This is a genomic window from Bacteroides sp. An269, from assembly GCF_002159755.1.
In the GTDB taxonomy this organism is placed as follows: domain Bacteria; phylum Bacteroidota; class Bacteroidia; order Bacteroidales; family Bacteroidaceae; genus Phocaeicola; species Phocaeicola intestinalis.
Genome location: NZ_NFJG01000057.1, coordinates 1 through 26,079 on the forward strand (window position 1 = coordinate 1; position 26,079 = coordinate 26,079).

Annotated in this window: 23 protein-coding genes; 14 read left to right on the forward strand and 9 right to left on the reverse strand. The window is 46.9% G+C overall.

Going from position 1 to position 26,079, the window contains the following annotated elements; genetic code table 11:
• Positions 1 to 231 precede the first annotated feature (231 nt).
• Positions 232 to 1,233 carry an IS110 family transposase gene (locus B5F71_RS11385; RefSeq protein WP_087210370.1) on the forward strand — a complete coding sequence of 334 codons (1,002 nt, stop codon included), beginning with the start codon at positions 232 to 234 and terminating at the stop codon, positions 1,231 to 1,233.
• A 90-nt stretch (positions 1,234 to 1,323) separates the two neighbouring features.
• On the opposite strand, the gene B5F71_RS11390 is transcribed toward B5F71_RS11385, so the two are convergent.
• Positions 1,324 to 1,605, reverse strand: coding sequence for a hypothetical protein (locus tag B5F71_RS11390; protein WP_087210373.1), 282 nt, complete (start codon positions 1,603 to 1,605; stop codon positions 1,324 to 1,326).
• Between the two features lie 127 nt (positions 1,606 to 1,732).
• Positions 1,733 to 2,005, reverse strand: a complete 273-nt coding sequence (locus tag B5F71_RS11395; protein WP_087210376.1) for a hypothetical protein — start codon at positions 2,003 to 2,005, stop codon at positions 1,733 to 1,735.
• A gap of 261 nt (positions 2,006 to 2,266) precedes the next feature.
• Here B5F71_RS11395 and B5F71_RS11400 point away from each other — a divergent pair, with 261 nt between their 5' ends.
• The 4 genes from B5F71_RS11400 to B5F71_RS11415 are packed head-to-tail and all read left to right on the forward strand — an operon-like array spanning position 2,267 to position 5,969.
• Complete coding sequence (locus tag B5F71_RS11400) at positions 2,267 to 3,238, forward strand: DNA-processing protein DprA (protein ID WP_087210379.1); 972 nt, start codon at positions 2,267 to 2,269, stop codon at positions 3,236 to 3,238.
• Positions 3,235 to 3,732, forward strand: a complete 498-nt coding sequence (locus B5F71_RS11405; protein WP_087210382.1) for an HAD hydrolase-like protein — start codon at positions 3,235 to 3,237, stop codon at positions 3,730 to 3,732. The genes B5F71_RS11400 and B5F71_RS11405 overlap by 4 nt, the downstream gene beginning before the upstream one ends.
• Before the next feature lie 4 nt (positions 3,733 to 3,736).
• Positions 3,737 to 5,638, forward strand: a complete 1,902-nt coding sequence (locus tag B5F71_RS11410) for a phosphoribosyltransferase (protein ID WP_087210385.1) — start codon at positions 3,737 to 3,739, stop codon at positions 5,636 to 5,638.
• Positions 5,622 to 5,969 (forward strand): hypothetical protein, encoded by a 348-nt coding sequence (locus B5F71_RS11415; protein ID WP_087210388.1) that lies wholly within the window; start codon positions 5,622 to 5,624, stop codon positions 5,967 to 5,969. The genes B5F71_RS11410 and B5F71_RS11415 overlap by 17 nt, the downstream gene beginning before the upstream one ends.
• Before the next feature lie 92 nt (positions 5,970 to 6,061).
• Here the strand turns inward: B5F71_RS11415 and B5F71_RS11420 are convergent, their stop codons facing one another.
• On the reverse strand, positions 6,062 to 6,778 hold the full coding sequence (locus B5F71_RS11420) for a hypothetical protein (RefSeq protein ID WP_087210391.1): 717 nt from the start codon (positions 6,776 to 6,778) through the stop codon (positions 6,062 to 6,064).
• 928 nt (positions 6,779 to 7,706) lie between these two features.
• Between B5F71_RS11420 and B5F71_RS11425 the strand changes: the two genes are divergently transcribed.
• The 5 genes from B5F71_RS11425 to B5F71_RS11440 all read left to right on the forward strand — a co-directional run bounded on the left by B5F71_RS11425 (position 7,707) and on the right by B5F71_RS11440 (position 11,647).
• Positions 7,707 to 8,195: a DNA-binding protein gene (locus B5F71_RS11425; protein WP_087210394.1), complete on the forward strand. Its 489-nt coding sequence runs from the start codon at positions 7,707 to 7,709 to the stop codon at positions 8,193 to 8,195.
• A gap of 194 nt (positions 8,196 to 8,389) precedes the next feature.
• Positions 8,390 to 8,485, forward strand: coding sequence for a smalltalk protein (locus tag B5F71_RS20285; protein WP_158098081.1), 96 nt, complete (start codon positions 8,390 to 8,392; stop codon positions 8,483 to 8,485).
• Positions 8,486 to 8,656: 171 nt separating this feature from the next.
• Positions 8,657 to 9,037, forward strand: a complete 381-nt coding sequence (gcvH, locus tag B5F71_RS11430) for a glycine cleavage system protein GcvH (RefSeq protein WP_013617969.1) — start codon at positions 8,657 to 8,659, stop codon at positions 9,035 to 9,037.
• A gap of 143 nt (positions 9,038 to 9,180) precedes the next feature.
• Positions 9,181 to 9,690 carry a 5-(carboxyamino)imidazole ribonucleotide mutase gene (purE, locus tag B5F71_RS11435; protein WP_087210397.1) on the forward strand — a complete coding sequence of 170 codons (510 nt, stop codon included), beginning with the start codon at positions 9,181 to 9,183 and terminating at the stop codon, positions 9,688 to 9,690.
• Positions 9,691 to 9,814: 124 nt separating this feature from the next.
• Positions 9,815 to 11,647, forward strand: a complete 1,833-nt coding sequence (locus B5F71_RS11440) for a 4-hydroxy-3-methylbut-2-en-1-yl diphosphate synthase (protein WP_087210400.1) — start codon at positions 9,815 to 9,817, stop codon at positions 11,645 to 11,647.
• A 74-nt stretch (positions 11,648 to 11,721) separates the two neighbouring features.
• Here the strand turns inward: B5F71_RS11440 and B5F71_RS11445 are convergent, their stop codons facing one another.
• A complete protein-coding gene (locus B5F71_RS11445; RefSeq protein WP_087210403.1) occupies positions 11,722 to 12,711 on the reverse strand; it encodes an arabinan endo-1,5-alpha-L-arabinosidase in 990 nt (329 codons plus the stop codon).
• Between the two features lie 125 nt (positions 12,712 to 12,836).
• On the reverse strand, positions 12,837 to 17,009 hold the full coding sequence (locus B5F71_RS11450; protein ID WP_087210406.1) for a two-component regulator propeller domain-containing protein: 4,173 nt from the start codon (positions 17,007 to 17,009) through the stop codon (positions 12,837 to 12,839).
• Between the two features lie 569 nt (positions 17,010 to 17,578).
• Here B5F71_RS11450 and B5F71_RS11455 point away from each other — a divergent pair.
• A complete protein-coding gene (locus tag B5F71_RS11455) occupies positions 17,579 to 18,538 on the forward strand; it encodes a glycoside hydrolase family 43 protein (RefSeq protein WP_087210419.1) in 960 nt (319 codons plus the stop codon).
• A gap of 33 nt (positions 18,539 to 18,571) precedes the next feature.
• Here B5F71_RS11455 and B5F71_RS11460 read toward each other — a convergent pair whose 3' ends face one another.
• The 3 genes from B5F71_RS11460 to B5F71_RS11470 all read right to left on the reverse strand — a co-directional run bounded on the left by B5F71_RS11460 (position 18,572) and on the right by B5F71_RS11470 (position 21,100).
• Positions 18,572 to 18,787 carry a hypothetical protein gene (locus B5F71_RS11460; RefSeq protein ID WP_158098082.1) on the reverse strand — a complete coding sequence of 72 codons (216 nt, stop codon included), beginning with the start codon at positions 18,785 to 18,787 and terminating at the stop codon, positions 18,572 to 18,574.
• 155 nt (positions 18,788 to 18,942) lie between these two features.
• Positions 18,943 to 19,272 carry a DUF3467 domain-containing protein gene (locus tag B5F71_RS11465; protein ID WP_022040256.1) on the reverse strand — a complete coding sequence of 110 codons (330 nt, stop codon included), beginning with the start codon at positions 19,270 to 19,272 and terminating at the stop codon, positions 18,943 to 18,945.
• Positions 19,273 to 19,375: 103 nt separating this feature from the next.
• Complete coding sequence (locus tag B5F71_RS11470) at positions 19,376 to 21,100, reverse strand: S41 family peptidase (RefSeq protein WP_087210411.1); 1,725 nt, start codon at positions 21,098 to 21,100, stop codon at positions 19,376 to 19,378.
• A gap of 285 nt (positions 21,101 to 21,385) precedes the next feature.
• On the opposite strand from B5F71_RS11470, the gene B5F71_RS11475 reads away from it, so the two are divergent.
• From B5F71_RS11475 to B5F71_RS11485, 3 genes are all read left to right on the forward strand, one after another.
• Positions 21,386 to 21,592, forward strand: a complete 207-nt coding sequence (locus B5F71_RS11475) for a hypothetical protein (protein WP_087210414.1) — start codon at positions 21,386 to 21,388, stop codon at positions 21,590 to 21,592.
• Positions 21,593 to 21,673: 81 nt separating this feature from the next.
• Complete coding sequence (locus tag B5F71_RS11480; protein WP_022040254.1) at positions 21,674 to 22,279, forward strand: riboflavin synthase; 606 nt, start codon at positions 21,674 to 21,676, stop codon at positions 22,277 to 22,279.
• A gap of 111 nt (positions 22,280 to 22,390) precedes the next feature.
• Positions 22,391 to 25,480 (forward strand): glycoside hydrolase family 2 TIM barrel-domain containing protein, encoded by a 3,090-nt coding sequence (locus B5F71_RS11485; RefSeq protein WP_087210417.1) that lies wholly within the window; start codon positions 22,391 to 22,393, stop codon positions 25,478 to 25,480.
• 114 nt (positions 25,481 to 25,594) lie between these two features.
• Here the strand turns inward: B5F71_RS11485 and B5F71_RS11490 are convergent.
• Positions 25,595 to 26,079 (reverse strand): group II intron maturase-specific domain-containing protein (locus B5F71_RS11490; protein WP_275532082.1); only part of this gene is annotated, 485 nt, incomplete at its 5' end.

The following is a 26,079-nucleotide window of genomic DNA, read 5'->3' on the forward strand; positions in this document are numbered from 1 at the left end:
CCTTTAGATTTGCATTGGTAAAAGGGCAAAGAAAAAAGTTACCTTTGCCGTAAAAAAGGTTAACCAAGAAAAGGAGGTGACCTATTGTGTCCTATAGGCGGAAGCCCTAACCACAGAATTAGTCCTCCTTTTCTTCCGTTGGACTGCCCTATGTAGAATTGTAGGTCGATAGCCTATTAAAGGATGTAGTGAGTCCAACCGTCGGTTAACCATAAAAAGTAATACAAATATATGAGAAAAAAATGGTTTATCGGTGTGGACATCTCGAAAAAAACATTGGATGTCGTTATTTATGATTCGAAGAAAAAACATTCGGACAGTGCAAACTACTTGAAGGTCAGCAATGACGAGGAGGGATTCAATCGCATGCTTTCCTGGTTCCAAGGTAAGCGGATGAGCCTCTCCGGTATGGTCATAGGCATGGAAAGCACCGGCATTTATGGCTTCGACCTCCGCGTCTTCCTTGAGAGCAAAGGGATAGACCATTGTGTCTATATGCCTCTGGCTCTGAAGCGCTCCCTTGGCCTTACGCGTGGAAAGAACGACAAGTTGGACGCCGAGCGCATCGCCTATTACACGTGGCTCCATCGTGAAGAGCTGTCCTGTTCCAAGCTTTCCGGCAGTGCGGTCCTCCGCCTGCAGGAGCTTTCCAACGAGCGGAAGACGCTGGTCAAGCAACAGGCTGCCTACAAGGCTTACCTCACAGAAATGGACGGCAGGGAACGGACGGCTTCCTGTGTGCGTGCCGAAGAAATGCTGGCTTTCCTGAAAGCCCAGATGGACACCGTTGAGAAGGAAATGGAGGAGGTCATCAGCCGTGACAGTTCCCTGTCACACAACTACAGGCTGCTGCTCAGCATCAAGGGGATAGGCAGCGTGAACGCTATCCATACAATCATACACACGAACAATTTCGAAGCCTTTGAAACGGCACGCCAGTTCGCCTGCTATCTGGGCATAGCCCCTTTCGGGCATACATCCGGGACAACGGTGAAGGGCAAGCCAAAGGTTTTGCGCATGGGACCCAAACAATTAAAAGCCGACCTTTCACAGGCGGCAAACTCCGCGATAGTATGGGATAAAGAACTGAAGGCTTACTACGAACGGAAAAGGAAAGAGGGGAAAGCATACGGCGTGGTGCTCAATGCCGTCAAGTTCAAACTTGTGTGCAGGATGTTTGCGGTAGTGAAAAGAGGAACCCCGTTTGTAGAACTTATGAACTATAAAAGTTAAACGGGACAGGGAAACCCACCCGTTTAACTTATTTAACAAAAATATTCCGCCATAAAACTTGTGCAAGTCTTAGAATTCTGTGGTGAAACCCTAAATCAGCTTCGTGATAAAGATTTGGTTCTCATACCGTGTCACCCCGTTCTTGTCTTGGAACGAACGCTGGCGCATGTAGCCCTGCACCTTGTGCCACACGCCCGTGTCGTACTCGCCAGCTGCCACCGCCATGTCGCCCGTCATTTCGGCGTAAAATTCGTCTATTCCGTCCGAGAGGATAAAGCCCCGCGAGTTGAATACTTTCTGCGTTCCGTCCTGCGCCGTGTAGGGGCGCGATGCCAGCGGAAGCTGGTCGATGATTGTCACTAATTTTTCCATACCTTGAATAATAATAATTAATAGTTAATAATTGATAGTCGTTTCCGGCACCGCAATTGTGTTCTAAAATTTAATCCGCGAAAATCTGCGTTAATCTGCGTTTTCAATCAATCCGGCACCGCAATTGTCAATTGTTTTCATGCCCGATTTTCACCACGTAGAGCAGTGTGGCGAAAGTCGCCTCGCCCTGCACCTTCAGCAGCAGTTCGCCGTAGATAATATCGCCCTCGCCGATGCCGGTTTGCGCCAGCGTCCCGAACAGGGTAGCCGCAAACGGCTCTGCCCCTTCTTTGAGCCAGTCGTGCATCTTCACCACACGCTTTTCTATCGTCCCCCGTGTCGTTTCGTCGCGCACGGTACAGGTTTCTCCGCATTCATCAATTTTGAAAAATCCCCTCATACGTTTCTTTAGTTTATTTTTTAGGTGTCAACTGGATTACGTGAGCGAAGTTAATCCATGCCCCTGACCTGTGAAATAGTTTCCGGGCTTCGGGGAATCCGGTGCGGAAGAATGGAATTTTTTACGGAAAATTTTGCGGAAAATGAGGGGAGGAAAGAGATTGCAATACAACTTTTATATGAAATTTATCCATTCTTACATTGCTTTCTCGTTATAATGATTTATTTTTGTAAACATGATTAATCTTAATTCGAGATACACATGCTTACAACAGAACAGATTCTTACTTACCTGCAATTAGACGGCATCGGGAACTCGAAAGTATTCGAGTTGTGCAAGCATGCCATAAAAAACCGGATAGAACTTGAAGATCCATCGGATATGGCGGATTATATCCGCATGTGCATCGACAAGAAAATCGTCACCCGGTACAGCGTAAAACGCTATGGGGAGATTGATGTTGATTCGTTAGATAAGGCATCTTCCAAAGCCCGGAATATCATGAACAGAAGCTGGGAAGCAGGTATCGGCATCGTTTCGTATTATGACAATGACTTTCCCGAACAATTAGAAAACATTGTGGACGAGGAAGGCAAGCCCGCCAATCCGTTAGTGATATACTACAAAGGCAACCTCTCCGCCATTCCCCGATACGGAATAGCCCTTATCGGCACACGCGAACCCACCCCCGAAGGCATACGGGCTGGCGAATATTTTGGAGAGAAATTTGCGGAGAAAGGTCTCAACATCATCAGCGGTCTGGCTTTGGGGTGTGACGCATCCGGACATCGGGGAGCGTTGAAGGCAAACGGATTCACCACCGCCTTCTTGGCACACGGCTTAGATACGGTTTATCCCAGCGAGAACGAAGCGTTGGCAAATGAAATCGTGGAAAAAGGCGGATTGCTTATCTCCGAATACCCGATAGGGACTCCGCCTATGGCAAACTTCTTCGTAACCCGAGACCGGCTTCAAAGCGGAATGGCGGACGCTACGCTTGTGATACAGACCGGAACCACAGGCGGAACGATGCACGCCGTAACATCTACTATCCAAGCCCAAAAACTTCTTTATGCCGTGACGTATAGAGGGGATGTAAACCAAGCCGACAAAGTACAAGGAAACGCAATGCTCATCAATAGCCGGAAGGCTATTCCCCTCACATCTGGCGACATTGACGCTGTATTGGAACAAATCAAACGCCCGTCCGACCTCTTTAGCGCAAAGCCATGAGAAGCATCATTTTCGACTTAGATCTGACGCTGGTCGACACCACCGTATGCGAACCGGCACGCCACGCACGGGACTGGGCGTTGGCTTACTCGCTCATCCCCCAATGTACGTTATACGAAGGGCTGGAAGAAGTTTTTTCCGCCATCCGCAAATCCGGGATAAAGGCAAGCATCGTCAGCACCAGCCCGCGCCCTTACGTGGAAAAGCTTTGCGCCTATTTCCAAATCCCGTGCCAATGGATTGTGGGCTTCCACGATGCCAAGCCCACAAAACCCCATCCGGCACCGATGCTGAAAGCCTTGGAACTGATGGGCGAGGATGCCGGAAACGCTATCAGCTTCGGCGACCGTGCCATAGACATCCAAGCCTCCAATGCCGCCTGTATCGAAAGCGTAGCCTGTTTTTGGGGTACGAAAGAGAAAAAAGAGCTTCTCCGCTCCGGCTACAGGCACGCCATTATCCGCCCTGCCGAAATATTAACCTTAATCCGATAGCCTTATGAGTTTATTCGATGCGATATTATCCTTATTCAACCCCGAAGTGGATGCTGAGTTTGACACTCTTTGGAAAAATTACTTCAAAGGTCTGGCTTCGTGGTGCCAAGAGGCACGCATAGACCTGAGCCGAAATCTGAGTTATAGAGAGAAAAAGCGGATTTATGAACATAAAGAAGCTATCAGGAGCCGGCATAATACGATAGTGACGGAAGAAAAATTCAACGCACAAGTGATGTGCAATAAACTCCGTTCCCGATATTATGCCGATTATCTGCTTTCTTATGGGAGAAGTGCGGACGATAAAGAATACGTATTATCCTATTTGAGAGGATTGGATAGCTACATATCCCGCCGCATTGAGGAAGAGTACAACAGGCTCAAGGAAAAATACCCAAGAGGGATTGACGGCTATGAAAACTCTTGCAATCCTAAGCCGAGCAAAGAAGCGGTAATCGCTTTAGGAGAAGCCAAACTTTCAGAACTGGAACAACGTGGCATTGAAGTGGAGCGTGGAGAACAATGGATTCAAAAGCAAAACGAATATGCGCAGTTCTGCAGGGATTTACGCGAAAAGATATTTCCAAAATGGGGATGCTACTATTACGATATACCTACACAAATTCCCACTTTCAACGGCTCTTCGCAAACCGTTAATTATAGATTTTGGCAAATTTTTTATAACTCATATTGTAATGTGCCCGATTTGGATTATTCCGTATACCCCGTCCTGCAAAAGAATTACGGAAGCCTTCCCAACCTAAGATATTTAGAGGCTCATTTCCCGAAATCTGCCTACGACCCAATTATACAAATCATACTTGCCATAAAAGAACAATATGGAGATTGTGTTGTGATTTTTGGGAACAGCTATGACCCGAACGAGCAGTCCTATGATGAACAAGAAATGAACAACTTCCACTTTAAATATTTGAAAGAACAGTTGGAACAAAACGCCGTCGAATGTGTACCGCTTCCGATTATGGTCAATGTCCCCGATTGCGAGGGTTATGCTGTCCCTATGAGTAAACACGTTATTGTAGTAGAATTGATATCCAACAACAAAGAAATGAAGAGGTGGGGCGAAACCATCATTTCATCGCTCAATTGTAATCAGTCGCATATCTGTTACATATCCCTTATGAAAGGATTTGACAAAGAAGAAGCGGAAAAACTTATCCTTGAACGCAAACAAAAGATTGAAAAAGAGAAACAAGAAAAAGAACAAAGAGAAAAAGACTTACAATATCTCAAAAACTGTGTAGCGAACTGGGAGCGACCACGTTATTCGTCTATAAAGTGTTTCTCTATGTACTATTACTATCCTACAACTTGCGATTGGGAAGCAGACGGGGATGTGTGGGAAATACGGAATCTGATTTGGAATTTCAAAGCCAACCCACCAAAAAGCAGACCTATGGATGAAATCATATCGCTGCATCAAGAAGCGGTTGAAAGAATTGTGCCCCAAATGTCTGCTTGTCTGCACCTGATTTTTGGCGACAAAGTCCCTGAACTTACCTTAGCTTGCATTCCGGCTTCCACGCAAGAGACCACCCAGCGGAGATACGAAGACTTTTCCAACGAATTGTGCAAACTCACCGGCATGACCAATAGTTATCCCTATATTCGGGTAAAAGAAGATGGTGACCCAAAACATACGGGAGGAAAAAAGAAACCCAAATATGACATCAACAGGGAATTTTTTAAAGGAAAATTCGTTTTATTATTTGATGACGTAATTACGCGAGGTGAATCGATGGGATTGTTTGGTACAATATTGAAAGGATTTGGTGCCGAAGTAATAGGCGGATTCTCCATCGGAATCACCAAACACGAATTACAATCGTCATTTGATCCTATTGTTGAACTATTTTCTAACCCTAACCATGAAGAAAACAACTGACCACTTCCGCATCCGGCTCTTGCCGGAAGAAACCATCGAGTTATTGAAACAGACGCTGGAAGAGCCTCCCGTATGCCGCATGGAAGAACTATTGTATTGCGCTTACCTTGATGAGGACTTGAAGCGGATACGCCCCGGGCAAATCGTTGACCAGCGGGGGATAACCGAGAGGGAAATGATAGGAATCTTGAAGCGGAAAGACGAAGGCACCGCTTATACGCCTTGCGTGTTCATGATGAACGGGAGCATGTATATCGCACAGATAGAGAAGCCAAGAAAAGGCGGAAAATGCCTGCTCCGCCTTTTGAAGTCTGTGCCGCTTTTCAATTGACAATAAATAATGTGCTAATGTGCTCGTTACTTCATTTCACATTAGCACATTATCACATTGACACATTGGCACATTCTCACATTAACACATTATCACGCAGCTTTCCGCACGAGGCTCAGGAAGCGGCTCGCCACGTTGTTGCGGCGGCGCGTCTCGTTGGCGTCGGCGGTGTCGGTGAATGTCCATGTGGGGTGCTGGCGGCACGCCGTGGCGGCTTTCTTCTCCACGCTCGACAGGCTGGGCACTCTCGCCACGCCAATGCGGACAAGGAAAATATGAAACGAGGAAGTGGACTCGAAATGCGGCATGCCCGCCGTCTGGTTCATCACCAGCATCACCCACACGTAGTCGTAGGCGAACTTGAAGATTTTTTCTTCCTGCATCACGGCGATGGCGCGGTTTATCTTCCCCTCCATTTCGGAAAGAGGCGCCCCGGCGCTCTCCGTGCCGTCCGGCATGCCGGGACTCTCTGCCGCCTGCTGGGGCGGAGACGGTGCGAGCCGTTCGGCAAGGTAGACCGCCGAGGCGCGCTTTATCGCCTGGCATTCGGCGCGTATCTGTTCTTTTTCCCATTCGCTTTGCTCCAGCCGGCGGGCAAGGTCGGCATTCTCCTTCCGGTAGCGTTCGCTCTCGCGGACGGCTTCTTCTTTGGCGGCTTTCGTGTCAATCAGCATGTCGGCCAGCTTCTGCACCATCTGCACCGGAATCGTTCTGCACTCGTTTGTTGCATTCGAGGGGAGCAGGACCGGCTGCTCTCCGCACGCCTCGCCTTCTTGAAACTCTCCTGCCTGTTTGCTTTGTTTCTTCATTGATATTTTAATATATTGGTTAATAATTAATTATAACCGAAAAATAATAAAAAAAATTCATACGGGGAATGATACGGGCACTTTTTCAAGGGGTGTTGTTGTAGAACATAAATGACCGTCCGCAGGCAAAAATCTAACAGTTCTAACAGATAACAGTTCACTTTGTGTGGGCGGCAAACAGAGAAGAAAAGTGATAACAATATTATATATAATATATATAAATATATATTATATATATTTTATACGCACGCTTTTTTTCGGTCTGTTTTCAATAAAAACAACTGTTATCTGTTAGAACTGTTAGATTCAATTGACAAATGACAATTATACTTCTTGTATACTTCTTGCGGAATCTGCTTGTGCATTTGTAAAAATGACTATCCACATTCAACCCCAGTAGCCATGCAGGGGCGAGGCTAATGCGGATAGGCATAAAATAATTGTCCGTTGCAACTATATCCGTTTGCCTATGCAGCCAGTTGCATGGACGCATGCATATATATGCGTTTTTGCCGCACCGGCAAAATCTAACAGTTCTAACAGATAACAGTTGTTCATTTTCGTTTTATCGGGTATCGCACGCAAATATGTATTTTTTATGATTCGTATACACTTCATTTACAGCATTATATGAATAAAAACGCATATCGTTAACAGATTTTCACACCAACCGTTTTCAAATCCATTGCCGGGTGGAAAGGATTGCGTACCTTTGCAGCATACAGGTAACAAGTTAACAAGGTGACAAGTTGACAAGGTTTTAGATACTAGGTGACTAGTTGACCAGGTACTAGTTGACTAGTTTTTAGATACCATTAGTAAAACTATTCAGAACCTAGTACCTGGTCACCTAGTTAACTAGTCACCTAAAACAGTACCTTGTCACCTTAAAAACTTAAAAACTCAAAAACTTAAAAACTAAACTACTATGATTGACTATTCAGTTTACTTGATGGCGAACCCGATGGATGCGGAAGCACCGGAAAAAGCCTACGGAAAGGCTCAGATGAAAGAGTCGATGACCTTCGACAAGTTTGTAAAGCACATTGCCGACCACAACGGGGTGTTCTCGCGCGGCACGGTGCAGGGCGTGGTGCTCGACATGTGCGAGTGTCTGGTGGAGATGCTGCTCAACGGCAACAAGGTGCAGCTGGGCGCGCTGGGCGACTTCTGGATTTCGCTCTCGTCGAAGGGCGCGGATTCGCTGGCGGACTTCACCGCGGCGAACATCACGGGCATTAACGTGATATTCACGCCCGGAACGGACTTTGCCGACCTCATCAGCCGGGCGCAGTTCAACCCCGTAGCTAGCCGCGTGGCGCAGGCAGCTACGCTCAAGGCGGAGAAAGCCGGCGAGGCTACCGTAGACCTGGAAGCGGCGAAACGCAAACCTGCTGCTTCGGAACCGGGCGTGTAACCTTTTTTAAACGCGGATTAACGCAGATTTTTCAATTTACGATTTGACAATTTACTATCTACTATTTTTGACATTAAATCGTACTTCGTAAATCGAAAAATAGTAAATCAAAGAATCTGCGTTAATCTGCGAAAATCTGCGTTTCAAAAAAACTCACAAACTCAAAAACTAACAAACTCAAAAACTTAAAAGCTATGGAAAAGAAAAACATCTGGGGCATCGTGATTCAGACCCTTATCACCATTCTCACCGCTATCGGGACCACGCTGGGAGTCACTTCGTGCATGTAAGCAATTGACAATTATTTTAATGAATGTCCGCATTTTGCCCAATTAACCTACATTGGCTCATTGCGGACATTCATTTTTGTTTTGCTATAAAGAAATTCTTTCCCCTCATTCTGCATTCTTCATTAAAATTCGTACATTTGCAGGAAATATAAACCTTTAAAATCTCGAATTATGAATTTCCCTACGAATGTAAAGTACACGAACGAACACGAATGGATTCGCCTGGAAGGTGAAGAAGCCTATGTAGGCATTACCGATTACGCACAAGACCAATTGGGTGACATCGTCTTTGTGGACATCACCACCGAAGGCGAGACGCTGGACAAAGGCGAAGTGTTCGGCACCATAGAGGTAGTGAAAACCGTTTCCGACCTTTTCCTCCCGATAGGCGGAGAGGTGCTGGAAGTAAACCCGGAACTGGAAGAACATCCGGAACTGGTGAACCAAGACCCGTATGGTAAGGGTTGGCTGGTAAAAATCAAGCCGGCAGATCCGTCGGAAATGGACGGCCTGCTGGATGCAGAAGCATACAAGCAACTGATTAATGAATAATTTAATAAAGGAGTTAAGGAGTTAAAGGAATTATCACTCCGCTGCGCTCCGTCAGGAGTTAAAACCAATAGTCAGGTTGATGAAAACGAACCTCTTTAACTTCTTAACTCCTTAACTTCTTAACTCCTCAAAAAACAAACGACATGAAACCAATTGTAAGCATTATCATGGGAAGCACTTCCGACCTTCCCGTTATGGAAAAAGCGGCAGCCCTGCTCAACGAGATGCAAATACCGTTCGAAATGAACGCACTTTCCGCTCACCGCACGCCCGCTGAAGTAGAAAAATTCGCCCGTGAAGCAGCAGGAAGAGGCCTGAAAGTCATTATTGCCGGAGCCGGCATGGCGGCTGCATTGCCGGGCGTAATCGCAGCCAATACCACATTGCCCGTTATCGGCATTCCTATCAAAGGCTCCACGCTTGACGGAGTAGACGCTCTGTATTCCATTATCCAAATGCCTCCCGGCATTCCTGTAGCTACGGTTGCTATCAACGGGGCGATGAATGCCGCTATCCTTGCCGTGCAGATGCTCGCCCTGTCTGACGAGGCGTTGGCACAGAAGTTTGCCGCATACAAGGAAGGCTTGAAAAACAAAATCGTCAAAGCCAACCAAGACCTGAAAGAGGTGAAATACGAGTATAAAGTAGATTGATTTTTTAGGTAACTAGGTGACAAGGTACTAGGTGACTAGGTTTCAGATACCATCGACTGGTGCCAACAAAGGTATTCAGAACCTTGTCACCTTGTCAACTGGTACCTTGTCAACTAAAAAAAACATGGATTATTTCAATTATTCACGCCGCCAGGCAAGCGAAGTATATGTAGGCGGCACACCTATGGGAGGCACTAACCCCATCCGGGTGCAAAGCATGACCAATACGCCTACCACCGATACCGAAGCCTGTGTAGAACAAGCCATCCGCATCATTGAAGCTGGAGGCGAATATGTGCGCCTCACCACCCAAGGCACACGTGAGGCCGAGAACCTGAAGAACATCAACATCGGCTTGCGCTCGAAAGGCTACGGCACACCGCTGATTGCTGACGTCCACTTCAATCCGAAAGTGGCGGAAGTGGCAGCACTTTATGCCGAAGGGGTACGCATTAACCCGGGCAACTATACCGATGCCGCACGTACCTTCAAGAAGCTGGAGTATACGGATGAAGAATACGCCAAAGAGATACAAAAGATACGCGAACGGCTGGTCCCTTTCCTGGACATCTGCAAGGAAAACCATACCGCCATACGCATCGGGGTGAACCACGGCTCGCTGTCCGACCGCATCATGTCGCGCTACGGCGATACACCGGCAGGCATGGTGGAATCGTGCATGGAGTTCCTGCGCATCTGCGTGGAAGAACAATTCACGGACGTGGTCATTTCCATCAAGGCATCGAATACCGTCATTATGGTGAAAACGGTCCGCTTGCTGGTGGCGCAAATGGAAAAAGAAGGCATGGCATTCCCGCTTCATCTGGGCGTGACAGAAGCGGGTGACGGAGAAGACGGGCGCATCAAGTCGGCATTGGGCATCGGAGCCTTGCTATGCGACGGACTGGGCGACACCATCCGTGTCTCGCTTACAGAAGCTCCTGAAGCGGAAATACCTGTGGCGCGCAAATTGGTGGACTACGTCTCCAAGCGGAACGGCCATATCTACATACCCGGAACGGAAGCGGAGGGCTTTTGCTATACCGACCCGGCACGCCGCACCACTACCCCCGTAGGGAATATCGGTGGCGGCCATGTACCCATCGTCATATCAGCACGCCTCAACGGGAATATGGAGACAAACGGACAATTCCGTCCGGACTATATCTATTGCGGGCAGACCTTGCCCGAAGAACGCCAGCCGGGCATCGGCTACATCGTAGACGCTAACCGCTGGGACGGAAGCGAAGGCACGTATCCGGCATTCAGCCACAAACAACTGATTGAGCTTCATTTCAGCCAGGCAGAACGGAAATTCCTTTTCCTTACCTATCTGACGTTGGACGAAGAAGCAATCGCCTGCCTGCGCCGCCATCCGGAAACCGTCGTCATCGCACAGAGCAATCATGCGAACCGCCTGGGCGAGTTCCGCGGCTTAGCCCACCAGCTGATGGCATTGGGACTGAAAAATCCGTTGGTGTTCTTCCAGTACTATAAGGAAACCTGTCTGGAAGATTTCCAACTGAAAGCCGCTACGGATATGGGTGCTTTGATTATAGACGGCCTCTGCGACGGCATCTTGCTTTATAACGACGGTGATGCTATCTCCGACTTGAAATCAGACGAAACTGCATTCGGCATCCTGCAAGCCGGACGCCTGCGTACTTCGAAAACCGAATACATCTCCTGCCCGGGATGCGGACGTACGCTCTACGACCTCGAAGCAACCATCGCCCGCATCAAGGCCGCGACCTCGCACCTGAAAGGCTTGAAGATAGGCATCATGGGCTGCATCGTAAACGGTCCGGGTGAAATGGCAGATGCCGACTATGGCTACGTAGGTGCCGGACGAGGCAAAATCAGCCTATACAAGAAAAAAGAATGTATCGAGAAGAATATCCCCGAAGAGCAGGCGGTAGAGAAACTGCTGGAACTGATTAGCAGGAATGAAGAATGAAAAACGAAGAATGAAGAATGAAAAATTTCCATGCGGGCGAAGCGATTCTTCATTCATCATTCTTCATTCTTCATTTAATAATTGACTACAGGCCATCCGTCAGCTGTCCATGCCATTTCGCGTATAAACAATTTCGGGGCTCCATCTTCTGCAATCGAATAAGCATGGCATAAGAAATAATCTTTTCCGTCCAGATGATAAGCTGCGTTATGTCCGATACCGGCATACGCTTCGTTTCCTTCTATCACCAGCGTTCCGCCTCCTTTTGCCATCGGTTTCCCTTCTTTGTCGGCATAGGGTCCGACAACCGACTTCGAGCGTCCTACCACGACTTTATAATTACTATCTTTCCCCCGGCAACAATAATCGAATGAAACGAAAAGGTAATAATAGTCTCCGTGTTTCATGATAAACGGAGCTTCTACAGCTCCATCACCCGGATCTTTATCATCCAGCCCGAACGAACGCGGACGGCTGCAAAGCGAATGCCATTCTTCAGGCTGTGCCACCTGCATCAGGTCATCAGTAAGCTTCACCATTTTAATACCATCCCAAAATGAGCCGAAGCTCATCCATGGCGTACCGTCCTCGTCGATGATGATATTAGGGTCGATAGCATTCCACATATCCCGGTTGGGTACCGACTGGATTACTTTTCCATGATCCGTCCATTTAAAGTCAGGTTCAGACGGGTCAAGCGTCGGATTGGTAGCATGTCCGATAGCCGAAGTATTCTTGGCAAATGCCGAGCAAGAATAAAACAAGTGATACAACCCGTTGTGGTAAATGATATCGGGAGCCCATGTATGTCCCTTATACTCCTTTACAGCTTCCACCGCCCATTGAGGAGCTTCGGCAAACACAGGTTTCTCGAACTTCCATGTCTTCAAATCCTTAGAAGACATGACAGACACTCCTTCACCCGTAGCGAACAAATAATAAGTATCACCTTGCTTCGCCATTACCGGGTCGTGCACCAACGGACTGTCGGTAGTCTGTGGCTGTTGGGCAAAGCCCCCCCATCCTATACCTAAGAACATGGTCAATAAAACAACTTTCTTCATACGCTTGTAGTTTTTTATCTAAATAAAAATTATACTCACTGCTTGTCAGCATATTGCAAAGTTGCAAAAACAAACACAAAACAAGGTGGACAAACGTATCTTTCAGGTGGAGAGTCTATCCCCAATCACCCCTCCATCAGGCTACTCGGCGTAACATTGAAATGTTTCGTGAAACAACGGGTGAAGTATTTCGGGTCATTAAAACCTACGGCATAAGCTATCTCTGAAATATTCATCGTACGGTTCACTTTATTTTTCAACAGCAGTTCACGCGCCAGGTTCAGACGGTAATTCCGTATGAATTGTCCTGCAGACTGGCCGGTCAAGCTCTGCATCTTCTTATTGAGCAGACTCTTGCTGATTCCCATCTCATTGATGAAATCCCCTACCTCAAAGTCCGGATTCTTGTAATTCTCTTTCACTACCCGTATGGCTCTCTCCAGGAATTTCTTGTCGCCCGAATTTTCTTCTGCCAGTTCCAGCGAATCGGCATTCATGTCAATAGAGAAACGTTGCTGGAAACGGCGGCGGTTCTCTAAAATGCTGGCAATACGAGCCAGCAACATATTCTCATCGAAAGGCTTCAGCAGATAAGCATCTACTCCCATCTTATAACTGTCCAGCCGGGCTTCGTCCGAAGTCTTGGCGGTAAGCATCAGGAAAGGTATGTGGGAAATGGAAAAATCGCTCCGCACCCGACGCAACAGTTCCACCCCATCCATCACGGGCATCATCAGGTCGCTGATAATAAAATCTACATTGTAAGTTTTCAGCGTCCGAAGCGCTTCCTCTCCGTCGGCAGCCTCCAATACATTATAATACTCACGCAAGATAGAGCGGGTATAATCACGCATGTCCTTGTTGTCTTCTACCACCAGCATGGTCATCTTGCTGTTACGCAACAGTTCGGGATGTATCTCTTCGGTTTCTGCCACTGCCGGCCGGGGCTGCTCTCCACGCACCACAGGCAGCAAGACACGGAAGGTAGAACCACCCGACGGCCTGTTCTTCGCTCCTATCTCGCCCGAAAGCAACAAGACCAGCTTCCGGCACAAATACAGCCCGATGCCCGTTCCGCTCTGCCCGCTCACCGATACCTGATATTGGTTATCCGCCTGATAAAAACGGTTGAAAATACGGTCGATGTCTTCCTGGGGGATTCCTTTCCCTGTATCGCTTACGCTAATAAACAACTTCTCGCCGTTTTCTGACATCAGCGAAGCTATATAAACAGACACCTGCCCGCCTTTAGGGGTAAACTTGAGGGCGTTGCTTATCAGGTTGGTCAGAATCTTACGCAAGATATCTTCGGCAAACATCATAAACGGATTGTACAGACGGACATAGCAACGCAAATCGATGCCACGTGCCTGCGCATATACCGTAAACGAAGGCATGAATTCTTCTACAAAGCTACGGATATTACCGTAATTGGAAACAATCTTCACCCGTCCTTCTTCCACCTTCCGGAAATCCAACAACTGATTGATAAGCGACAACAGGTACTTCGAGTTGCGTTCCACCAGATGAAGCTGTTCGATAACCTGAGGATTATAACTCAACTTCAAAGCCCGTTCGATAGGACCGATGATCAACGTAAGCGGAGTACGGAATTCATGCGTAATATTAGTAAAGAAAGCCAGCTTGTCAACAGTAAGTTCTTCCACCTTCCGTGACATTTCCAGAATCTTGTTCTTCTGGCTGGTAATCTTCTCGTTCGATTCTTTCAACAACTTATTCTGATGTGAAAGTTCCTCCGTCTGGTCGGACAAAAGCTTTTTCTGTTCTTCCAGTTTCCGGGTACGCTCTTCTACCAATGTATGAAGCAATTTCTGCTGATGTTTTAATGAGCGGAACCGCCCATACACCAACATCAGCAAGACCAGCCCGACAAGCAACTGAAACCAAAAAGTCTTGTAAAAATAAGGCGTAACCTCAATCATCAAAGTCTGCGTAGGCGAAACATAGTTTTTTCCATCCGAAGCATAACGCAATTCGAACACATACTTTCCCGGACGCAGGCTGGTATAGGATACGGTATGCTGATTGGCAGGAACCTCTATCCACTTGTCATCAAATCCTTCCAACCGGTAAGCATAACATGCCAAGGCAGAAGGATTATAATCCAAGGATGCAAAATGCACCGTCAGTTGCTTGTCACGTTCATGAATATTCACCCGATTATCCGCAAATGCCACGTCACGGTCAAAACTAAACAGTCCGGTAAATGTCAATGGAAATCCTTTATCCGATTCTACACGGGGGATAAAACGGATTTCCGAAAAACCGTTCGTACTGCCGACATACACTTCACCGTTTTTCGAGCCGCCGATGGCATTCCAATAAAACTGGTTGCTGAGCAAGCCGTCGTGTTTCGTATAATTTTGAAACGTATTATCTTTGGGATTGAAACGTGACAAGCCATTATTGGTAGTCAGCCAGACATATCCGTCCTTGCCTTCCCACACGCCTATCACATTATCGTTTATCAAACCATCTTTCGCAGTAAAAGCCTTGAAACGGCAATTGCCGACTTTCCCTTTCGCCCGATAAAAGCCATTCCCATTTGTACCAATCCATACATCCCCATCTTTCCCGGGACAAACCGATGTTATCCGCTCTGCCATCCGCTCGGAAGGATTATCAAGCTTATGGTCATACAAAGCATATTCCAAAGAGTCCTTCCCATACGTGTGCAAATCAATCTGATACAACCCAGAGCTGACCCCTATCCATAAAATGCCATCGGACGTGATGCATCCTCCCAACGACCCATAAACACTTCCCCAGCGCTTGCCGTGGAAAGGATCAAACACTTTCCCCGTAGCTGGATGATAGGCCAATATATCCCGGTTCGTGCCAATCCATAACAAGTCATTCAACGAATCGTAAAGCAGCACACTGACAAAAGCCTGGAAAAGTTCAGGAATTTCGGAAGACAAAACCGGATGAAAAGTCTTGTCGGACAAATTATTTCCACTCACCCAGCCAAAACCTCCGCCCCACGTTCCTACATAAATGCGGCCTTTCCCGTCAGACGCCAGCGCACTGACCGAATTATGGCTCAAGCGTGACGGCAATCCCGTTGTATAATGCTCGAAATGCTGTTTCCCTGCACGGCGAAGATTAAGCCCAGCCTCAACCGTCCCTATCCATAACGACCCGTTTTCATCTTCCAGGATAGCATTAACCAGATTCCCCGAAAGGCTGCCTGCATCTTCTTGTGAATGCAAGTCGTTCTGTATCTGCAAACGCGAAATGAACATCTTGTTCAATCCTCCCACCTCTGTACCTATCCAAAGCAAATTTTCATCGGCAAGCAGGCAATTGATGAAATTACAATTCAATCCGCCGCCCCCGCTTAGCTCCGACTGCTGGATACGTGTAAAATTATCGGTCACAGCATTGTACAGGTTCAATCCTTTCAAGGTACCTACCACCAACGTCCCGTCCGGAGCCAGATTGATGTCGGTAATATAATTCTGCGACAAGGAAAACAAATCACGCTCATCGGTAAAATAAGCCTTCAAAGTACGCGTACTGACATTGTACCGATACAATCCGTTGTTAGTACCAATCCACAAATCATTTTGCCAAGGGAAAAGACACTGCATCACGCAACCCTCAGGGATGACCGTTCCGGGAAAAACCGGCACCGGCTTTTGCGGCACAACCACATTTTCTTTGATAACCGACAACGTGCCCAGATAATCAAACCAAATATATCCATCCGCCTCACAGAAAGCCAAGCTACGGTTATACAAATAAAGATCGCATATCCGTGTAATATACTCCACTTTACCGTCTGAAGAAAACGCGATTTTATACAAAGCATCATCTGCACCCACCCACACATTGCCAGAAGAAGAACAATAGACAAAAGAGGCGGAATGAAAAGCAGCCGATGCAAATTTTCCACCCAGCTCCTGGCCACCTATCAAACGCAGACTATTTACATCCAGAATATCCAAGCCTTGCTCTCCCGCCATCCAGATCCGTCCGAAATGGTCCTCACAGAACTTCACGATGAAATTATTCTTCAGCCGTGTCTCTCCCGAAAAAGCATTGAATGTAATAAAATCGTACCCGTCATAACGCGTCACACCATCTCCCCCTGTAGAGACCCATAAAAAGCCACGGCTGTCTTTCATCAAATCCTCCACGTAATTCTTGGGCAACCCATCATCCATTGTCAGATGGGTAAACAAATAATTGCCTCCCCTATTCTGCGGAAAGGCAGGAAGTATATGCAGCAACACGCATATCCACACAAGCAATGAACAGTATCGTATTTTCATCAGTATCTGTCTCTAATAGTTAACGACAAGTATTCCGGAGCATCCACTCCGGTGTTCCCCGTCTATCTTCACCAACAAATATACGAACTTTCTTTTACCGGCAGAACACTTCATCCGAAGAAAGCAGCTGCAGGAAACAAATATCCACCCAAAACGGCTAAATATCCACCCCTCTCCCCGAATCTGCCTGCCCGATACCTGGAAATCCCCTGTCACAGACACACCGGTAGAGCTACCTGCAGGCATGATACATACCTTCAGAAAATGCATATATACTTCGATTGCACAAGCGGAAATGCCTCAAAAGCCCATTCCAAATCAGCACACGATAAATTCAAAAACAGTTTCTTCTAAAAAGAAGATTATCATTTTTTTCTAATATGGCAAAACACCACCTGAAAGTCACTATTCGTTTGAAATGAAGTAACAAACCTCCAAACTATACAACAAAAAACAAATGTCCACCAAAGAAAGGTAAATATCCACCTTCCTGGAAGTGGACATTCTTATTTTTGTATAACATACAAATCTAATAAAGAAAAGTAAACATGAACACACGTATTCAATCCATGATGCTGCTGACTTTGATGATATGTGCCGGCAGCTTTGCGACCTTTGCCAGTAACAATGATACAACGTTTGTTGCATCTGGCAACCCGATAATCAATTATAAATATCTGGGCGACCCTGCAGCAATGGTTTATGACGGCAAAGTATACATTTATGCCGGACACGATGAATGCCCTGCTCCCGAACAATACTACCTGATGAACGAATGGTGCATTCTTTCTACCGAAGATATGCATACTTTTACCGAACATGCCTATACATTAAAAGCTACCGATTTTAAATGGGCGAAAGGAGAAGCATGGGCAAGCCAGGTAATCGAACGCAACGGAAAATTCTACTGGTATGTGACCGTAGAACATGCCACTATTCCCGGCAAATCTATCGGAGTAGCCGTTTCCGACTCTCCTATCGGTCCATTTAAAGATGCACGTGGTTCGGCACTTATTACCAATGACATGACAACTGAATATACCTCCATCCGATGGGACGACATAGACCCTACTGTATTCATTGATGATGACGGACAGGCATATTTGTTTTGGGGAAATACCCAATGCTATTATGCCAAGCTGAAAGAAAACATGACAGAACTGGACGGTCCGATTATGCCCATACAGTTGCCCCGTTTCACCGAAGCGCCTTGGATACACAAACATAACGGCTGGTATTACCTGTCGTTTGCATCCGAGTTTCCTGAAAAAATCTGCTATGCCATGAGCCGCAACATTAACGGTCCATGGGAATACAAAGGCATCCTGAACGAAATAGCTGGTAATTCGAATACCAACCATCAGGCTATCATTGAATTCAAGGGGAAATCCTATTTCATCTACCACAACGGGAGTATTAATACCGATGGCTGCGGTTTCCGACGGGCCATCTGTATCGACCGTCTGTACTATAACGAAGACGGTACCATCAGACGTATACAAATGACATCGGAAGGAATCTGGGAATAAGGCTTTTCATTAATTTTCTAGATAGGTTATACACTAAAAAAATCCGTGGATACGCCGGGATGGCGCATCCATGGAACTATTAGAAGCTGTTTTGAATTTCTCCAAAAAGTTTTTCTTGGCTTGATGTATCCGTTTTCGTGTGTGCTTTGGGCGATTTTTTGGTCCTTTCCGCTCCTGTTCTTCGTCAGATAGCCCGCTATCTTCCTCATCACAGAAGCGGAAATGCCTCAAAAACTCATCCCAAATCATCGCACGATAAATTCAAAACAGCTTCTTATTCCCTAAAAAATACACTTAAATTTCTCACAAGAACAACATATAAAAAAAGACCGACTGCAAATCGGGCAAACCCATTCAGGCCTGCACCGATTCCAGTCGGATTTATATCTAGTTCTAAGTGCTTCTTATGCTTCACCTTTGAAATCACTCAAAGGGGGTACAAAGGTTTTGGCATTGCGCTGCTGCTCTGGCATCTGAATCGGTCCGAAATTCTTTTCGTATTTTACGATATTATCCTGCAAAGCAAACATCAGGCGTTTGGCATTTTCAGGAGTCATCACTATACGCGACTGTACGCCGGCCTTAGGAAGGCCCGGCATGATACGTACAAAATCAAGTATAAATTCAGATGTAGAATGAGTGATAATAGCCAAATTGGCATACGTACCTTGAGCCACTTCTTCTTTCAGCTCTATCTGTAATTGTTCCGGATTGTTATTATTTTCGTTTTCCATAATGATTTACTTTTCTACTGATTTTAGGACTAGTTATTTACTCCACAAAAATAGGAAACTTTTCTCTATTTACCATATACTTCCATAAAAATATTTTGCAAAATCATTTCTGTGACGCCGTGTGCGCATCCGATTCTGTTTTTGCTTCCGGCACTGAAAGAATCTTGCGGTATTCCGCAGGAGACGTCAGCACTTCAATCGCTTTCTTCAAGTCGGCATCGTCTTTCAAACGCTGCATCGCCGCACCCCGTTCAAAGAAATATCGGGTTGCTACTTCTTCGGCTATCTGTTCTTTTATCGGTCCGGAAAAATAATCCAGGTCACGATCCAAGTTATGGTTCAGTTTCTGTTCCAATGCCTTAAACTCTTCGGCCGCGCCTTCCATATACCCTTCAAATTCGGCTACTTCTTTCAAGGTTTTCAGCATTTGTTCGCTCTGGCGGTCATAAGTGAAGTTGGCATCCTTTACCAGTTTTTTAAAATCGCCATAATCCTCATCTGTAATCTGCAACGAATCTACAGAGACCAATGCCGGATGAGTCAGGCAATACTGGGTAGCATAGTCAAATATCAAATCATCATTCAGCAAATAGAAAAGAATATTAGGGAACTTATCACCTTTCACTTCTATGTCGGGACGTATGCCTCCCCCATCACGCACTTCACGACCGGCAGCTGTATAAAACACATGGGTCAGACTGTCGGGGATACGTGCCACCGAACCATCAGCATTCTTCTTCGCATAATCTATTGCCTGAATGCAACGCCCGCTGGGAATATAATACTTCGAAGTAGTCACCTTCAGTGTCCCATTATACGGAAGCTGACGAGTGGTCTGAACCAATCCCTTCCCATACGTACGGGTGCCAATGATAACTGCACGGTCTAAATCCTGCATCGAGCCACTCAAGATTTCAGAAGCCGAAGCGGTGTTGCCATTAACCAATACAGCCAGAGGCATTCCCGTATCAATCGGTTCATTCGCGGTCTTAAAAGACCCTGCAGCCTGACGGATCTTACCTTTGGTTACGACTATCTCCTTGCCTTTAGGTATAAAAAAATTGACAATGTCTACCGCTTCCTGCAACGATCCTCCCCCATTGTCACGCAAATCGAGAATCAATGCCTTTGCTCCTTTATCTTTCAGTTCAATGAATGCTTTTTTTACATCCTTGGCACAGTTGTCGGTAAAGCCACTGAGCGCCAGATAGCCGATACTATCGTGCACCATACCGTAATAAGGCACCGGATTGTTCCGGATATTCTTACGGGTAATCTTAAATTCCATCACCGTGCTGTCGTTTTTCAACGGACGGAGCACTTTCAGGATAAACGATGTACCCGGTTCGCCACGTAAAGCCTCACTTACTTTCTCCGAAAACTCTTGAGGTTTCAAATCACCACGAACCATGTCCTTCCCTCCTACTGATAGGATAATGTCGCCCGCCTTTACTCCTGCCTCTGCAGCCGGCATACCCTCTATCGGCTCTATCACGGCAATACGGTCTTTCTTCTTGTAATACCGGATAGCCGCACCGATACCTCCATACTTTCCGGTAATCATCTCCTTCAAGCTGCTCACTTCTTCTTCGGGATAATATTCCGTATAAGGGTCGGTAAGTGCCAACATGCCGTTTACCCCGTTCTGAATCACTTTCTCCGGATTAAGGGTATCGACATAAAACAAATCAAGTTCCTTGAAAATAGCATTGAATATATCCAGATTCTTCGCTATTTGGAAATTACGGTCGTCTTCCTGTTTAAAACTGGACAAGCCCAAAGCCATCAATACGACCAATGCCCCTATAAGTGTTCTTTTTGTATTCATAACTTTACTAAACGATTATGAGGTACAAAGAAACACATTATTCTGCTTCGGATAACAGAACCAAGCAAATATTTAACTTTATTTCGTTTGTCACGCCAGTCACGGAAACCGGTTGCATCATGCCACGCATATAGTTGCACCTGCCGATGCAGATACTTTCGCGTGCCAATACAAATAAGTGCAGGCAGAGCAGAACATTTCCACAAGAAAAAACGCTTCGATTTTTTGGTTGCTAACCGTAGCCTGTATATATTTGCATTACCATAATTAATATAGTTGAACGAAATGAAAACGTATGACATTTATTTCTCGGACCAAAGTTCGAGCGACAACAAGGGATTTTCCATCAAAACCGAAGAGAAAGCCATCCACATGGCAGAAGACATACTCGCCAAAGGCGGGAGCTACATCGAAGAATATGCCGGAGGTACCATATCGGTAATCGACTCGGAAGGAGTAATCGTATGGAGCAAACCCATACCGAAAGCATAACTCAAGAACTCAAAAACTTAAGAACTCAAAAACTTAAGAACTCAAAAACTTAAGAACTCAAAAACTCAAAACTCAATATCTATGTTCTCAGGAATAGTAGAAGAATGTGCCAAAGTAGTCAAGATAGTCAAAGAACAGGAAAACCTGCATCTGACCTTGACGTGTTCGTTTGTAAATGAACTGAAAATAGACCAAAGCGTGTCGCACAACGGTGTGTGCCTCACCGTGGTTCACATCGAAAACAATACGTACACCGTTACCGCCATGAAAGAAACCATCGAACGCTCGAATATCGGGCTGCTGAAAGAAGGCGATGAAGTGAACGTAGAACGGAGCATGCTGATGAACGGCAGGCTGGACGGACATATCGTGCAGGGACATGTAGACCAGACAGCTGTATGCACGGCTATTGACGATGCCGACGGAAGCTGGTATTTCACGTTCAAGTATGATTTCCAACCCGAAATGGCGAAACGCGGATACTTTACCGTAGACAAAGGCTCGGTAACCGTCAACGGGGTGAGCCTGACCGTATGTAACCCGACGCAAGACTCGTTCCAAGTAGCGATCATCCCATATACCTTCGAACATACTAATTTCCACACGCTGCACATAGGAAGCGTGGTAAATCTGGAATTCGACATCATCGGCAAATACCTGAGCCGCATGATGCAGCTGGTAGGATAATGCTTGCATTCATCACAGAGGACACAGAGGAAAAATATTAAATCCTCTGTGTGCATCTGTGGTGAAATATCAATTATGTTTGTAACATCATTAACACTTAAAATTGAAAGCATGAGAAAAACATTTGCATTGGGATTATTGGGCATCTCTCTTCTTGCCGGGAACGCCCAGACATTCAAAGAGTGGCAAGACCCGGAAATAAACGCCATCAACCGTGCGCCGATGCACACCGACTATTTCGCATACGAGTCGGCAGAAGCTATCGGAAATGGGAAAACGCAATCGCAGAACTATATGAGCCTGGATGGCACCTGGAAATTCTTTTGGGTGGCAAATGCCGACCAGCGCCCTACCGATTTCTGGAAAACCGGATACAACGACAAGGGATGGGATGACATACAAGTACCCGGCGTATGGGAACTGAACGGATACGGAGACCCCATCTATGTAAACACCGGCTTTGCCTGGCGGAACCAATACGAAAGCAATCCTCCCTACGTACCCACCGAAAAGAACCATGTAGGCTCTTACCGCCGGGAAATCACCGTTCCGGCTTCGTGGAAAGGGAAAGACATTATCGCACACTTCGGTGCCGTCAGCTCGAACATGTACCTTTGGGTAAACGGGAAATTCGTAGGATATAGCGAGGACAGCAAACTGGAAGCCGAGTTCGACCTGACCGCTTACCTGAAACCGGGGCAGAAAAACGTAATCGCGTTCCAGGTATTCCGCTGGTGCGACGGGTCGTACCTGGAAGACCAGGATTTCTTCCGCTACACCGGAGTGGCACGCCACTGCTATCTGTATGCACGCAACAAGAAACGCATCGAAGACATCCGCGTCACCCCCGATCTGGATGCCGAATACAAAAACGGTACACTTGCCGTTGATGTACAGCTGAAAGGAAGCGGCAACGTGCTGCTGACCCTGAAAGACGCCGAAGGAAAGGAAGTGGCTTCGGCTTCGACCAAAGGGGAAACGGTAACGATGAGCGTTGAAAACCCGCACAAGTGGACCGCCGAGACTCCTTACCTTTATACGCTCTATGCACAGATGGAAGGTGCTTCGGGTGCTGAAGTGATTCCGGTAAACGTAGGTTTCCGCAAAATCGAACTGAAGAACGCACAGATACTGGTCAATGGCCAGCCGGTATTGTTTAAAGGTGCCAACCGTCACGAAATGGATCCCGATGGCGGTTACTATGTATCGCGCGAACGTATGCTTCAAGACGTATTGCGCATGAAAGAGCTTAACATCAATGCCGTACGTACCTGCCACTATCCCGATGATGCATATTGGTATGAATTGTGCGACCGCTACGGACTCTATATGGTAGCCGAAGCCAACATCGAATCGCATGGTATGGGATACGGTGACAAGACATTGGCAAAAAACGCTTCGTATGCCAAAGCGCACATGGAACGCAACCAGCGCAATGTGCAACGCTCGTTCAACCATCCCAGCATCATCTTCTGGTCGCTCGGGAACGAAGCCGGATACGGACCCAACTTCGAAGCTGCCTACGACTGGGTGAAGGCAGAAGACCCCAGCCGTGCCGTGCAGTACGAACAAGCCCGCCAAGACGGAAAGACCGACATCTTCTGCCCGATGTATTACGACTACAAGGGATGTATCGCCTATTGCGAAGACAACAGCAAGCAGAAACCACTCATCCAGTGCGAATATGCACACGCCATGGGCAACTCGGAAGGCGGATTCAAGGAATACTGGGACCTGGTACGCAAATATCCCAAATACCAGGGCGGATTTATCTGGGACTTTGTAGACCAGTCGTGTCGCTGGACCGGAAAGAACGGACGGACTATTTATGCCTACGGAGGTGACTTCAACCGCTTTGATGCCAGCGACATCAACTTCTGCGACAATGGTCTGATAAGCCCCGACCGTGTGCCCAACCCGCACGCCTACGAAGTGCGCTACTTCTATCAGGACATTTGGACCACCCTTGCCGATGTACAAAAAGGCATTGTAAAGGTGTATAACGAATACTTCTTCCGCGACCTTTCGACATACCGCATGGAATGGGAATTGCTTCACGACGGACGTATTGTACGCACAGGCTCAGTAGAAAGCCTCAGCATAGCTCCTCACCAGACTAAAGACGTGACACTGGATTATGGCACCATCGGTACCGAAGGCGAATGGTTGCTGAACGTGAAATACGTATTGAAAAACGCCGAAGGCATGTTGCCCGCCGGTCATACCGTAGCCTACGACCAGCTGACTCTGAAAGCCTACGAAGCACCGGCACTGGAGTTTGCCAATGTAAAAGAAAGCAACCAGGACATCATCGTGCCGGAAATCGATGCTACCAACAGCAATTACCTGGTAGTGAAAGGCGAAAACTTCGATATCGAATTCAACAAATACACCGGCTACCTCACCGTCTATGAAGTAGAAGGCATAAGCTATCTCGAACCGGGCACCGCACTGGCACCCAACTTCTGGCGTGCACCGACCGACAACGATTTCGGAGCCGGACTGCAACAGAAATATGTGGCATGGAAGAACCCCGGCATCCGCCTCACTTCGCTGAAGAGCGAAATGGAAAACGACATGGTGAAAGTCAGTGCCGACTATGAACTGAAAGCCGTTTCGGCGACTCTCTCGCTCACTTACCTCATCAATAACAAGGGTGCGGTAAAAGTGGTACAGGCAATGAAAGCCGACCCGAACGCGAAGGTATCAGACATGTTCCGCTTCGGCATGAACCTGATGATGCCCCGCCAGTTCGAAACCATTTCGTTCTACGGCAGAGGCCCGTGGGAAAACTATTCCGACCGCAACCATTCTACGCCGCTGGGTGTATACCGCCAGCAGGTAGACGACCAGTATTATCCGTACATCCGTCCGCAGGAAAGCGGAAACAAGACCGATCTCCGCTGGTGGCAGGTCATCAACAAAGCGGGCAACGGACTGATGTTCGTATCCGAAGCTCCCTTCTCGGCATCGGCTCTGCCCTACCGCATCGAAGACCTTGATGAAGGCTGGGTGAAAATCCAACGCCACTCAGGCGAACTGGACAAAGCCGGCATGACCAGCCTGTGCATCGACAAGGCGCAGATGGGCTTGGGATGTGTCAATAGCTGGGGAGCCCTCCCGCTGGAGAAATACCGCCTGCCCTACGGCGATTATGAATTTACCTTCATCATGTCGCCCTGCTGGCATCAGGTGAAGTAAAAGTCTCTTTCATATCGAGTAGGAGGTAAACACTAATCATAGGTGTTTATCTCCTATTTTCATGTTCACCGACCTCTCACACCACCGTACGTGCCGTTCGGCATACGGCGGTTCCTATTTTGGGTACCATTCGAGATACGAGCCCATTAAGGTAGGATATCCTGCCTTTCGCAGGCTGTCCTTATTTATCGCCACCTTCAATATAGGACTATCAGCAATACGCCAATAACCTTTGCGAGTGTTACCCCATTCACATGCCTTGTATTTTCCAATACCACATTTAATGAGGTTTGCCACCTTGGTCTTGGGTTTCTTCCAAGCTTTCCATATACACATGCGTATTCTCCGTCTTAACCACTCATCTATATCAAGAAGAAAACGTTTCATATCGGCAAGGTGATAGTATCCAATCCACCCACGTATGTAATCTTTCAGCTTCTGTTTCCTCTTAACATATCCCCATCCGTTGCTACGATTCGTCAGTTCTTTGAGTCTTGATTTCATCTTGGATTTGGACTTCGGATGTACTGTGAGGCGGCATTTGCCTTTCATTACATAAAAGGAGTAGCCGAGATACTTAACTCCTTGGACATACGACA